Annotated in this window: 12 protein-coding genes and 1 riboswitch; of the genes, 8 read left to right on the forward strand and 4 right to left on the reverse strand. The window is 51.9% G+C overall.

Going from position 1 to position 12,140, the window contains the following annotated elements:
- Positions 1 to 10: 10 nt before the first annotated feature.
- Positions 11 to 322, reverse strand: a complete 312-nt coding sequence (rplU, locus tag A1332_RS22915) for a 50S ribosomal protein L21 (RefSeq protein WP_020484555.1) — start codon at positions 320 to 322, stop codon at positions 11 to 13.
- A gap of 206 nt (positions 323 to 528) precedes the next feature.
- Here rplU and A1332_RS22920 point away from each other — a divergent pair, with 206 nt between their 5' ends.
- Positions 529 to 1,533, forward strand: a complete 1,005-nt coding sequence (locus A1332_RS22920; RefSeq protein WP_064010716.1) for a polyprenyl synthetase family protein — start codon at positions 529 to 531, stop codon at positions 1,531 to 1,533.
- Between the two features lie 5 nt (positions 1,534 to 1,538).
- Here A1332_RS22920 and A1332_RS22925 read toward each other — a convergent pair whose 3' ends face one another.
- Positions 1,539 to 1,943 carry a hypothetical protein gene (locus A1332_RS22925; RefSeq protein ID WP_064010717.1) on the reverse strand — a complete coding sequence of 135 codons (405 nt, stop codon included), beginning with the start codon at positions 1,941 to 1,943 and terminating at the stop codon, positions 1,539 to 1,541.
- 277 nt (positions 1,944 to 2,220) lie between these two features.
- Positions 2,221 to 2,328, forward strand: a riboswitch (TPP riboswitch).
- A 32-nt stretch (positions 2,329 to 2,360) separates the two neighbouring features.
- On the opposite strand from A1332_RS22925, the gene thiC reads away from it, so the two are divergent.
- The 7 genes from thiC (at position 2,361) to yacG (ending at position 9,894) form a co-directional block, all read left to right on the forward strand.
- The gene (gene thiC / locus A1332_RS22930; RefSeq protein ID WP_064010718.1) at positions 2,361 to 4,229 is read left to right on the forward strand and encodes a phosphomethylpyrimidine synthase ThiC; all 1,869 of its coding nucleotides are present in this window, start codon (positions 2,361 to 2,363) and stop codon (positions 4,227 to 4,229) included.
- Between the two features lie 201 nt (positions 4,230 to 4,430).
- Positions 4,431 to 6,146 (forward strand): type IV-A pilus assembly ATPase PilB, encoded by a 1,716-nt coding sequence (pilB, locus tag A1332_RS22935; protein ID WP_064010719.1) that lies wholly within the window; start codon positions 4,431 to 4,433, stop codon positions 6,144 to 6,146.
- A 2-nt stretch (positions 6,147 to 6,148) separates the two neighbouring features.
- Positions 6,149 to 7,366: a type II secretion system F family protein gene (locus A1332_RS22940; protein ID WP_064010720.1), complete on the forward strand. Its 1,218-nt coding sequence runs from the start codon at positions 6,149 to 6,151 to the stop codon at positions 7,364 to 7,366.
- Positions 7,367 to 7,439: 73 nt separating this feature from the next.
- Positions 7,440 to 8,306, forward strand: a complete 867-nt coding sequence (locus tag A1332_RS22945) for a prepilin peptidase (RefSeq protein WP_064010721.1) — start codon at positions 7,440 to 7,442, stop codon at positions 8,304 to 8,306.
- A gap of 3 nt (positions 8,307 to 8,309) precedes the next feature.
- Positions 8,310 to 8,921, forward strand: a complete 612-nt coding sequence (gene coaE, locus A1332_RS22950; RefSeq protein WP_064010722.1) for a dephospho-CoA kinase — start codon at positions 8,310 to 8,312, stop codon at positions 8,919 to 8,921.
- Complete coding sequence (gene zapD, locus A1332_RS22955) at positions 8,918 to 9,691, forward strand: cell division protein ZapD (protein WP_082879846.1); 774 nt, start codon at positions 8,918 to 8,920, stop codon at positions 9,689 to 9,691. The genes coaE and zapD overlap by 4 nt, the downstream gene beginning before the upstream one ends.
- The gene (yacG, locus tag A1332_RS22960) at positions 9,691 to 9,894 is read left to right on the forward strand and encodes a DNA gyrase inhibitor YacG (protein ID WP_064010724.1); all 204 of its coding nucleotides are present in this window, start codon (positions 9,691 to 9,693) and stop codon (positions 9,892 to 9,894) included. The genes zapD and yacG overlap by 1 nt, the downstream gene beginning before the upstream one ends.
- Positions 9,895 to 9,907: 13 nt before the next feature.
- Here the strand turns inward: yacG and A1332_RS22965 are convergent, their stop codons facing one another.
- Together A1332_RS22965 and argJ are read right to left on the reverse strand one after the other, a co-directional pair.
- A complete protein-coding gene (locus A1332_RS22965) occupies positions 9,908 to 10,852 on the reverse strand; it encodes a Nudix family hydrolase (RefSeq protein WP_064010725.1) in 945 nt (314 codons plus the stop codon).
- 13 nt (positions 10,853 to 10,865) lie between these two features.
- Positions 10,866 to 12,080, reverse strand: coding sequence for a bifunctional glutamate N-acetyltransferase/amino-acid acetyltransferase ArgJ (gene argJ / locus A1332_RS22970; protein ID WP_064010726.1), 1,215 nt, complete (start codon positions 12,078 to 12,080; stop codon positions 10,866 to 10,868).
- Positions 12,081 to 12,140: the final 60 nt, after the last annotated feature.

Consider the following 12,140-nt stretch of genomic DNA (forward strand, 5'->3'; position numbering starts at 1 on the left):
CCTCGTTATATTATGCAGAAATGCCAGTAATCTGGATTTCTGTGTAGTATTGACGATGCCCCATTTGTTTCATGTGGTGCTTACGTCTTCTGAATTTAATGATTCTGACTTTTTTGTGTCTGCCCTGGGAAACCACAGTTGCAGTCACTTTGCCGCCTTCGACAAATGGCTGACCTACTTTTATGGAGTCGCCTGATTGGACCATCAGCACTTTGTCGAACTCTACGCTGTCGCCTGCGCCCAACTCAAGTTTTTCTATTTTTAAGGTAGTACCCTCTGCGACCCGATACTGTTTACCACCTGTTTGAATTACCGCATACATCAGCGTAAGCTCCATCAAGCATAATCTGTTAATAGTGAACAGAGGATTATATTTTTTATTTGAGCCGCAGTCAAACTTAAATTCCAGGAGAAACTGGCGGTCCAACAGGTGTTTGCGGGAAGTGCTATTGACACTACTCGGTATTATTCATAGCATGACCGGTTATTCACGTTATACGCTACCGAGCGACAAGTTCACAACATTACATGATAGCTAAAGTTTCAACGCCAGCGTCAGTCACTATAGACTTCGATTCGATCAAAAATTTAACCAGCGCGGAAACCAAAGCCGTGGACCGGTTGATTTTAGAGGAACTGAGCTCCGATGTTGTGCTGATTAATCAAATTGGGCATTACATAATTGGTAACGGTGGGAAACGGTTGCGACCGATGCTGCTGTTATTGGCTGCAAAAGCCCTCGGTAAGGTCGATGATCGCCATCTGATCTTGGCGGCAGTGATCGAATTCATTCATACCGCAACTTTGTTGCACGACGATGTGGTCGACGAATCGGCTCTGCGGCGCGGCAAGGAGTCGGCTAATGCAGTGTGGGGCAATGCCGCAAGTGTATTGGTGGGGGATTATTTGTATTCCAGCGCTTTTGAAATGATGGTGCGCACCGACAATATGCGGGTGATGGCAATTATGTCTAAAACCACGACCGCGATTGCAGAGGGCGAAGTGTTGCAGTTATTGAATTGCAACAATCCGGAGACCAGTGAGGCCCGATATTTAGAAGTTATTGCCCGCAAAACCGCTATTTTGTTCAGTACGGCGACCCGCTTGGCGGCAGTTATTTCAGAGACCGATGCAGGCACGGAAGAGGCATTGGCGGTTTATGGGCAGCAATTGGGAGTGGCGTTTCAGTTGATAGACGATGCATTGGATTACAAAGCTAACAGTGAAGAACTGGGTAAAAACTTAGGCGACGATTTGGCCGAGGGTAAACCCACCTTGCCGCTGATCTATGCCATCCAGCATGGAAACGAACAGCAGGCGAAGATTGTGGTCGATGCGATTCGGCAAGGTTCACGCGATGCGTTTAACGAGGTTTACGAAGTGGTTAAAGCCACTAATGCCATAGAATATACCGAGCAATGCGCGGATAGAGCGGCGGCAAAGGCGATTGCGGCATTGCAGTGCTTGCCGGATTCCGAATATAAACAGGCCCTCGAAGAGTTGGCGCGCTTTTCGGTGCAACGCAGTCACTAAGTGACTCACAATTTGTCCTGCATCGCTGTTAGCTGCTGGATGGCCGATAATAGCGGCGTGTACAACTTTTCGATTTTATCCAGTAACTGTTGAAAAAACTCACCGACTACGCCTGATTCTTGGTCAGCTTGGGCTGCAAACAGGCGTTGCTCCAGTGCGCTGATCGGATCGCTATCAATTAGTTCATCCAATATCTCCAGTATTTCGGAGTCTGCCAAGGTGGCGTTGAATTCCGCCTTTTTTAAACCGGCTAGTTGTTGGTTTAATGTCTCGATGTTTTTTTCTAGGCTTCTTGCCCATTCATGTGTGTCCTCAAGCAAGGTTAAATCGCTAGTCAATAGCGCCAACTGATTCGCTGATTTCTGTATATCGCTCAGCAGGCGTTTGCTTTGTTTTTTTAGGGATGTCATCTTTTCTCCTGGCTGTTTCAGATAGTCCTACGTTTGCTGCGGTAGATGTTAGGGTTGGACTGTTATGCCGCTAATTTGCAATTCATCGTAGCAATTGGTCCCAGTGTTTAGCATACACATGTCGGCTGTTTCGGCGGCGGCGCATTAGCATGATAGCAACAGGGCCGGTAGTGAGTGGAAAGCTTATAAAACCCATTGTTTTATAAGCTTTTTGTGGCTGTTGCGCTTGGCGTCGCGCTTGCAATTGGCTCGATTATCATTTAACTTAGCAAGTCACCTGAAAGGCTAGGGGTGCTTTCCGCTGTATGCAAGCCCGGAAAGCTGAGAAAAACCCTTCGAACCTGAACCGGTTAACACCGGCGTAGGAAAGCCCTATCTTCCCTGCGCTTGCGATTTATTTGGATTTTGGAGATAAGCATGAGCGCTGTCCGCAATGAGATTACTACTGATACCGGTAGTAGCGTAAGAATCGATTCCTACCCCGCTTCCGAGAAAATTTATATCCAGGGCAGTCGCGCGGATATTCAAGTGCCGATGCGTAAAATCAGCATGTCGGACACCCCAGCCCACTTTGGCGCGGAAAAAAATCCGCCGATTTTTGTTTACGATACTTCCGGCGTGTACACCGATCCGAATGTGGATGTGAACTTGCATAAAGGGCTGGGTTCGATACGCGGCAACTGGATAGCCGAGCGCGGCGACACAGAATTATTGAGCGGCCCGACTTCCAAATACGGACACGAGCGCTTGCACGACCCGAAAACCGCGCACCTGCGTTTCGAATTGACACGCAATCCGCGCCGTGCCAAGTCTGGTCATAATGTCTCGCAAATGCACTACGCCCGTAAAGGTATCATCACGCCGGAAATGGAATATATCGCCATCCGTGAGAACCAAAACCTGGAAGCGATGCGCGACCGTTATCAAGGTCAGCACCCCGGTTTTTCCTATGGCGCCAACATTCAATCCTTCATTACCCCGGAATTTGTTCGCTCCGAAGTTGCCCGTGGCCGCGCCATTATCCCTGCCAATATTAATCATCCCGAATTGGAACCGATGATTATCGGCCGCAATTTCCTGGTCAAGATCAACGGCAATCTGGGTAACTCGGCAGTGACGTCTTCCATCGAAGAAGAAGTGGAAAAAATGCTGTGGGGCATCCGCTGGGGCGCCGACACCATCATGGACTTGTCCACCGGCAAAAACATCCATGAAACCCGCGAATGGATCCTGCGCAACTCGCCTGTGCCTATCGGCACCGTACCAATTTATCAAGCATTGGAAAAAGTGGACGGCAAGGCCGAAGAACTAACCTGGGAAATCTTCCGCGACACCTTGATCGAGCAAGCGGAACAGGGCGTCGACTATTTCACCATCCATGCCGGTGTGCGCCTGCATCACGTGCCATTAACCGCCAAACGCCTGACCGGAATCGTCTCGCGTGGCGGCTCCATCATGGCCAAATGGTGTTTGGCGCACCATACCGAAAGTTTCCTCTACACCAACTTTGAGGAAATCTGCGAAATCATGAAGGCCTACGATGTGTCGTTCTCGCTGGGCGACGGTTTACGTCCGGGTTCGATTTACGATGCCAACGACGCCGCGCAATTCGGTGAATTGGAAACCTTGGGTGAGTTGACTCAAGTGGCCTGGAAACATGACGTGCAAACCATGATCGAAGGCCCCGGCCATGTGCCTTTGCAAATGATCAAGGTCAACATGGATAAGCAATTGGAAGATTGCTTCGAAGCGCCGTTCTACACCTTGGGGCCTTTGACCACCGATATCGCCCCCGGTTACGACCATATTACCTCTGCGATTGGTGCCGCCAACATCGGCTGGTACGGTTGCGCCATGCTGTGCTACGTCACCCAAAAAGAACATTTGGGTCTGCCGAACAAGCAAGATGTGCGCGAAGGCATTGTGACTTACAAGATCGCCGCGCATGCTGCTGATCTAGCCAAAGGTCATCCCGGCGCGCAGATTCGCGACAACGCCATGTCCAAGGCCCGTTTTGAATTTCGTTGGGAAGATCAATTCAACATCGCGCTGGATCCCGAGAAAGCCCGTTCCTTCCACGATGAAACCTTGCCGAAAGATTCGGCCAAAGTCGCGCATTTTTGCTCGATGTGCGGTCCGCATTTCTGCTCGATGAAAATCACTCAGGATGTACGTAATTACGCCGAGCAAAAAGGCCTGGAAGAAGCGGAAGCCTTGAAAATCGGCATGGAAGAAAAATCCAAGCAGTTCCTGGAAGAAGGCGCTGCGATTTATCACGAAATCTGATTCTTGTCCCATTCGTCGGCGGTGCTGTTTATGGCGCCGCTGGCGGTTCCAAATGTTAGCCTGCTTTTAAAGAGTGCTTGGCGGCATCCCGATATAACCGTGTTAAAGTCTCGAACAAGGCTTGATGAGTTTGGATAAAATCCTTACTTCATCTATAGTTGCAGCACTTAGTTGCAGTAAAACCAATCCAGACTTTTTTTCATGGCGACAGCACCTTCTAACATCCATTTCAGCGGCTTGGTCAAATGCCTGATTCAGAAAGGTTTGTTGACCGAGGAATCGGCGGCGACCTGTTTGCAGGAGGCGCAGAAACGCAAACAAGCGTTTATAAGTTATTTGGTGGAACATAAGTACGCGGACAGCAAAACCGTGGCGACGCTGGCTTCAGCGGAGTTTGGCGTACCGTTTTTCGATCTGGATGCGATAGACCCTGCGTTCCTGCCGATCAAACTGGTCAGCGAGAAATTGATACGCCAGCATCACGCTTTACCCTTGTTCAAGCGCGGCAACCGCTTGTTCGTCGCAACCGCCGATCCGACCAACTTTCAGGCGCTGGACGAGATCAAGTTCCATACGCGGCACAATACCGAAAATATCCTGGTTGAAGAAGACAAGCTGATCAGGATGATAGACACGGCGCTGGAAGCCGCCGATACGTCCATGAAGGATCTGTTGGACGACGATCTGGATAATATCGACATTTCCGCAGGCGACGACGCCAAACCCGCCGACGAAGCAATGGGTTCGGATATCGACGATGCGCCTATCGTCCGTTTTGTGAATAAGATTCTGCTGGATTCCATCAAACGGGGCGTGTCGGATATTCACCTGGAGCCCTTCGAGAAAAAATTTCGTATCCGTTTTCGGGCTGACGGTATTTTGTCGGAAGTGGCCAGTCCGCCGGTGGGAATTGCCAACCGGATTATTTCCAGGCTGAAGGTAATGTCCAGAATGGACATCGCCGAGCGGCGAGTGCCGCAGGATGGCAGGATCAAGATGCAGATTTCCAAGAATCGGGCTATCGATTTTCGGGTAAACACCTGTCCGACGCTGTTCGGCGAAAAAGTGGTGATGCGGATTCTGGACCCGACCAGCGCACAGATCGGTATCGAAAAACTCGGCTTCGAGCCCGAGCAGCAGAAAAATTTTTTGGCGGCGATACACAAGCCTTACGGCATGGTGTTGGTCACCGGGCCAACCGGTAGCGGTAAAACCGTGTCGCTGTATACCGGTCTGAATATTCTCAACAGCATCGAAACCAATATTTCCACTGCCGAAGATCCGGTAGAGATCACCGTGGAAGGCATCAACCAGGTCAACGTCAACCCCAAGGCCGGCCTGACTTTTGCCGAGGCACTGCGGGCGTTTTTGCGGCAAGACCCGGACATCATCATGGTCGGGGAGATTCGCGACCTGGAAACCGCCAGCATCGCGGTCAAAGCCGCGCAAACCGGGCATATGGTGTTATCCACTTTGCACACCAATGATGCGCCGCAAACCATCAACCGATTGGTGCAAATGGGCATCGAGCCGTTCAATATTGTTTCGGCGGTCATTTTGATCATGGCGCAGCGGCTAGCGCGGCGTTTATGCGAGCATTGCAAGCAGGAAGTCGATTATCCGGAAAGCGCTTTGCTGTCGGCCGGGTTTAAACAGGAAGAAATCGGGACGTTTAAAGTCTACGGCCCGGTGGGTTGCGAACATTGCAACAACGGGTATAAAGGACGGGTCGGGATCTATCAGGTGATGCCGATTACCGAAAAAATGCGGGCGCTGATTTTGAACGGCGGCAACTCGATGCAAATGGCGGAATTGTCGAAAAGCGAAGGGATCAACGATTTAAGAATGTCGGGGCTATTAAAAATTAAGCAAGGCGTCACCTCGCTGCAAGAAATTGACCGGGTCACCAAGGAATAATCATGGCAAAGCAAGACGAGCAAATCGAGTTCAATTGGGACGGTTTCGATAGGCAAAACAAAAAAACCAAAGGCACTATCAGCGCCAAGAGCGAGGTTATTGCGCGTGCCGAATTGCGGCGAATGGGCATCCGGGTCATCGGTATCAAATCCAAATCCAAGCCTTTGTTCGGCGCCCGTGTGCAGAAAATTACGCCTGGCGATATCGCGGTGTTTGCCAGACAATTGGCCACGATGCTGGCGGCCGGCGTACCCTTGGTGCAATCGTTCGACATTATCGGCAAGGGTCATGACAACGCCAGTATGTCGGAATTACTGCTATCGATAAAAGCCGATGTCGAAGGCGGGGATACCTTGGCGCAGGCCTTGAACCGCAAGCCGCTGTATTTCGACGCCTTGTTCTGCAATCTGGTCGAGGCCGGCGAACATGCTGGGGTGCTGGAGACCTTGCTGGACAAAATTGCGACCTATAAGGAAAAAACCGAATCGATCAAAAAGAAGGTCAAGAAAGCGCTGACTTACCCGATTGCGGTGTTGGTCGTGGCGTTTATCGTCACCGCGATCTTGCTGATTTTCGTGGTGCCGGTGTTCGAAGATTTGTTCAAAGGCTTCGGCGCCGACTTGCCGGCCTTTACCCAGTTCGTGATCGAACTATCCGCTTGGGTGCAGGAATGGTGGTGGGCCGTGGTGGGCGTGATCGTCGCCGTCGCTTATACATTTAGCTACTTTAAAAAGCGTTCCAAGGCGTTTAACCATTTTCTCGATAAGACTTTGCTGAAAATCCCGGTAGTAGGGATGATTCTGGAAAAATCGGCCATCGCCCGGTTTGCCAGAACGCTGTCCACCATGTCCGCAGCGGGTGTGCCTCTGGTCGAAGCCTTGGTTTCGGTGGCGGGGGCGTGCGGCAATATCTTGTTCTACGAAGCGGTGATGAAAGTGCGGGACGACGTCTCCACCGGTCAGCAATTAAAATTTGCCCTGGAGACCACCGGCATGTTTCCGAACATGGTGGTGCAGATGGTGGCGATCGGCGAGGAATCCGGGTCCATTGACGCGATGCTGGACAAAGTCGCCGATTTTTACGAAGAAGAAGTCGATAACCTGGTTGATAACCTGAGCAGTTTGATGGAGCCTATCATCATGGTGATATTGGGTATCCTGGTCGGCGGCTTGATCGTGGCGATGTATTTGCCTATTTTTAAATTGGGCGCGGCTATTTAGTTTTGCTATTCCCCGGCGCTCTTTATCGTTGGGCCGAGCGCCGGGGCCGAATTACAACCTTCCTCTCTTCCTCATGGTTTTTGCCACTCTACAACAATATCCGCTATTTCTGATTACCGTCGTGTGCGTGCTGGGTTTGTTAGTCGGCAGCTTTCTAAACGTGGTGATCTACCGTTTACCGGTGATGATGCAGACTGGTTGGCGGCGTGAATGCCGAGAATACTTGCAACTCCCGCCTGAGGAAGAAAACGAAGTGTTCAACCTGATGTTGCCTGCCTCACATTGTCCATCTTGTAAATCCGAGATCAAAGCCTATCAAAATATCCCGGTGCTGAGTTATTTGTTATTGGGCGGTAAATGCGCACATTGCGGGGTGAAAATCGCCATCCGTTATCCGCTTATCGAGGCGTTTACCGGCCTGTGTTCTGCGGTTGTGGCTTGGCATTTCGGATATGGTTGGGCTTTAGCGTTCGCATTGCCGTTGACTTGGTGTTTGATTGCTTTGAGTTTTATCGACATCGATCAGCAGTTGTTACCCGATTCGATTACTCTGCCGATGCTGTGGCAGGGTCTGTTGCTAAGCCTGTTCGATATTTACACTAATAGCCACGATGCGATTATCGGTACGGTGGCAGGCTATTTGAGTCTGTGGAGCGTTTATCAGCTGTTCAAATTGCTGACCGGCAAGGAAGGCATGGGTTATGGCGATTTCAAACTGCTGGCACTGTTCGGTGCCTGGCTGGGCTGGCAATATCTGCCTCTGATTATTCTATTGTCATCGTTGGTGGGCGCCGTCATCGGCATTGCGATGATCGTATTCGGCAAACGCGATGCCGGCAAGCCTATACCGTTCGGGCCTTATCTGGCCATGGCCGGTTGGCTGGCGATGCTGTTCGGACAGGAGCTGAATGCCTTATATCTGCATATTGCCGGTCTGTAGGCGATGCTGAAGATAGGTCTGACAGGCGGCATAGGCAGCGGCAAATCCACGGTTTGCGGTTTGTTTGCCGAGTTTGGCGTACCCATTGTCGATGCGGATCTGATTGCCAGGCAGTTGGTAGCGCCAGGGCAGCCGGCCTTATCGCTGATCGTTAAGTCTTTTGGATCGCAGATGCTTAACCAGGACGGTAGTTTGAATCGAGCCAAGCTAAGGAACGCGGTATTTACCGATGCAGATAAAAAACGTGAATTGGATGGCATCATGCATCCTTTGGTTTACGCGCAAATCGCGGCCGAGGTAAATGCGTTAACGGCCGAATATTGCGTTATTGCCGTGCCGCTGCTGCTGGAGTCGAAAAATCCTTATGCCGTGGATCGGGTTTTATTAATCGATTGCCCTGTGGATGTGCAAATAGCACGGGTTATCGCCCGCGACAAACTCACTCGCCAGCAAGTGCAAGCCATCATCGACAGCCAGATGTCGCGACCAGAACGTTTGAGCAAAGCGCACGATGTCATCGAGAATGTGGCCGGCCCGGAGCAGCTTGCAGAACAGGTTAAAAGACTGCACAATTCCTACATTTTATTAGCCACCGTCAGGACACAATCGGCTTGAATACACAAACTATCTACGAATTCCCTCTCAATGAACGAATTCGGGTGTTTATGCGCTTGGAGCAACTCTTTCAACAGCTCAGTCACTTCATGTTGGGCGCTTCGGTCTTCGATAAACGCGCCGCCATTTCGGTTTTACTCGACATTTTAATGATCTTCAGCCGCAGCGACTTGAAGTCCGAGTTGATCAAAGAACTGGATAGGCACACCAAAGTATTGAATCAGCTGGCGCATAACCATGGGGTCGACGACGAAAAGCTACAAGAAATCCTCGCTGAGTTGAATCAGGCCAGTCGAAATCTGTATAGCGCCAACGGTAAAATCGGCATCAGCGTGATGGAAAGCGATTTATTTCAAAGTATTTCGCAGCGTAATTCCATCCCCGGCGGCAGCTGTTCCTTCGATTTGCCGGCCTTTCATTACTGGTTGGAGCAGCACGAAGCCGAACAGCAAAAAGACCTGGAACGCTGGACTCAGCCCTTCGTGGATATTCGGGTAGCAATCGATTTGATATTGGGCTTTATTCGGCAGAGCAGTATGCCGACTCAGGAGCTTGCCAAGGCCGGATTTTTTCAATTGGCGCTGGATAATAAAAATCATCCGGTGCAATTGCTACGAGTGGGATTGGCTGCCGACATGCCGTGTTTTGCCGAGATTAGCGGCGGCAAACACCGTTTCAGCATTCGCTTTATGCATCCGTCTGTCGATGAAAATAGGCCCAGCCAGATGCTCGACGATATCGAATTTTCCTTGACCCGCTGCATGTTCTGATGACTGCTCAAACCCCGCCACTGGTGGCATGCCCCACTTGTCGCAAGCCGGTAGCCTGGATAGCCGCCGAAACATTCAAACCGTTCTGCTCGGAACGTTGCAAACTGATCGATTTAGGCGATTGGGCGACCGAAGCCCACAAAATCCCTGGTCCGCCGCTGCTTGACGAAGACGACGAAAATTCGGATTTCGAATCCTACTAAGCTGTTTTTCGGGTTAGTCTGCCGCTAAAAACGCGCTGATGCCGGCTATACCTTGTGCGCCGGCGACAAGTGCTCTATCCAAATCGTGCCTGCCTAAACCGCCCAAGGCAAACACCGGCAAATTGATGTGTTCGAGCAGTTCGGTCAAGGTTTGCCAGCCTAGCGGCGCCGCGTCCGGGTGGGAGGCGGTCGCTTGGACGGGTGCCAAAACAGCAAAGTCCAGGCCTAGCGCTTCCGCGTATCGCAGTTCATCCAGGTTATGGCAAGACGCCGCTACCCAGCGATAGCCGTTGGGCCGTTCACGACAGGCCAGCAAGGTGCGGCTGCTTAAATGCAGGCCCTGCGCATTGGTAATATCGACAGGCAAATCAGTGTTGACCAGCAAGCTAACCTGTTGCTGCCCGCAAAGCTGAGAAACCTGCTCGAATACATTTTGTAAATCGGTAGACGGTAAAGACTTGACGCGAAATTGCAGCAGTTTGATGCCGGTGGCTAAAATTCGTCGGCAATTGTCCAAGGCTTCGGCGGCGCTACGGCCTTCCAGGATTGCGTAATAATGCGGCAGTTGCGCGGCGGCAATGATGGGCAAGTTGGCGGCCGGGAAGCTGAATTCCCTTAGTTGCTCGGCATCAATCCAACGCATCGCTTGGCCTTCGCAGCCTCTAGCCTGGCCGGCAAAAGCCGTGACATTCCAGACATCCAGCAACACATGCCTGTCGCCGTAATCGTGGTTGATTCTGATCAGCGGCGCCGCGCTTTGTACTTGAATACCAACCTCTTCTTCCAGCTCGCGCGCCAGTGCCTGTTGCACCGGTTCGCCAGCTTCCAGTTTACCGCCCGGAAACTCCCACAAGCCGCCTTGATGCGCGTGCTTGGCGCGTTGGGTAATCAAAATCCTGCCGTCACCATCACGGATCACCCCGACCGCGACGTGCAGGCACTGCTTATTGGTTGACATACTTTTCTAGCGCTTAGGTGCGGTATTCGGCGTTGATTTTTACGTAGTCGTAGGAAAAATCGCAAGTCAGCACTTCCTCGCTGGCTGCGCCGCGCCCCAGTCTGACGGTGACGACGATTTCCTCCTGATTCATCACGCGCTGGCCGTCTTGTTCGGTGTATGAGTGGGCTCTGCCGCCGTTTTCAACGATGCACACCGTGCCCAGATAAATTTCGATTTTATCCAGATCCATGTTTTCGACGCCGGCCCGGCCGACAGCGGCCAGAATCCGGCCCCAGTTAGGGTCGCTGGCAAAAAACGCGGTTTTCACCAAGGGCGAATGGGCAATAGTTTTAGCGACTTGCACCGCCTCGGCACTGTCGCGGGCTTGTTCGACCACGATGCGCATCAGCTTGGTAGCGCCCTCGCCGTCGCGAATAATCAGTTCCGCCAGGCGTTTACAGACCGCCATAACCGCCACGGCGAAGGCCGCATACTCCGTGCTACCGGCCAGAATTTCCGGAGCCGAGCTACTGCCGCTGGCCAATAGCACACAAGCATCGTTAGTCGAGGTGTCGCCATCCACGGTGATGCGATTAAAGGACTTTTCCGTCGCCGCAGACAGGCATTGTTGTAACAGAGACTGCTCGATGCTGGCATCGGTGGCGACAAAGCCCAGCATGGTCGCCATATTGGGCTGAATCATGCCGGCACCCTTGGAAATGCCGGTGATCGTCACCGGATGGCCGGCTATATCGATGACGACCGATGCGCCCTTGGGAAACGTATCGGTTGTCATGATTGCGCGGGCGGCTTTGTCCCAATGGCTTTCAGCCAAGTTCGCGACGGCGGTGGGTAGCGCAGCCGTCAGTTTCTCAACAGGTAGCGGTTCACCGATCACGCCGGTGGAAAACGGCAACACCTGTTGCGCCAAGGCCTCGACTTCGCCGGCCAGATTGGCGCAGCAAGCAAAGGCATCTTGCAGGCCTTGCTTGCCGGTGCCAGCATTGGCGTTGCCGGAGTTAACCAGTAACCAGCGCGGATTTTGCGACAAATGCGCTTTGGCGATATGTACCGGTGCCGCGCAAAAGGCATTTTGGGTAAAAACCGCCGCACAAGTACCGCCGTCCGCCATTTCGATGACTAAAATATCGTCGCGGACGGTTTGCTTGATGCCTGCGTTGCAGGTGCCGAGTTTGATGCCGTTTACGGCATGCATGGTGGGGAAGTCGATTTGTCCTACTGCCATTGTTGTAACCTGTTAATTTGTGTCGCTATCGCGACCAGTATTTTAATGTCGGGTCTCGGC

This window comes from Methylomonas methanica, from assembly GCF_001644035.1.
GTDB classification, from domain to species: domain Bacteria; phylum Pseudomonadota; class Gammaproteobacteria; order Methylococcales; family Methylomonadaceae; genus Methylomonas; species Methylomonas methanica_A.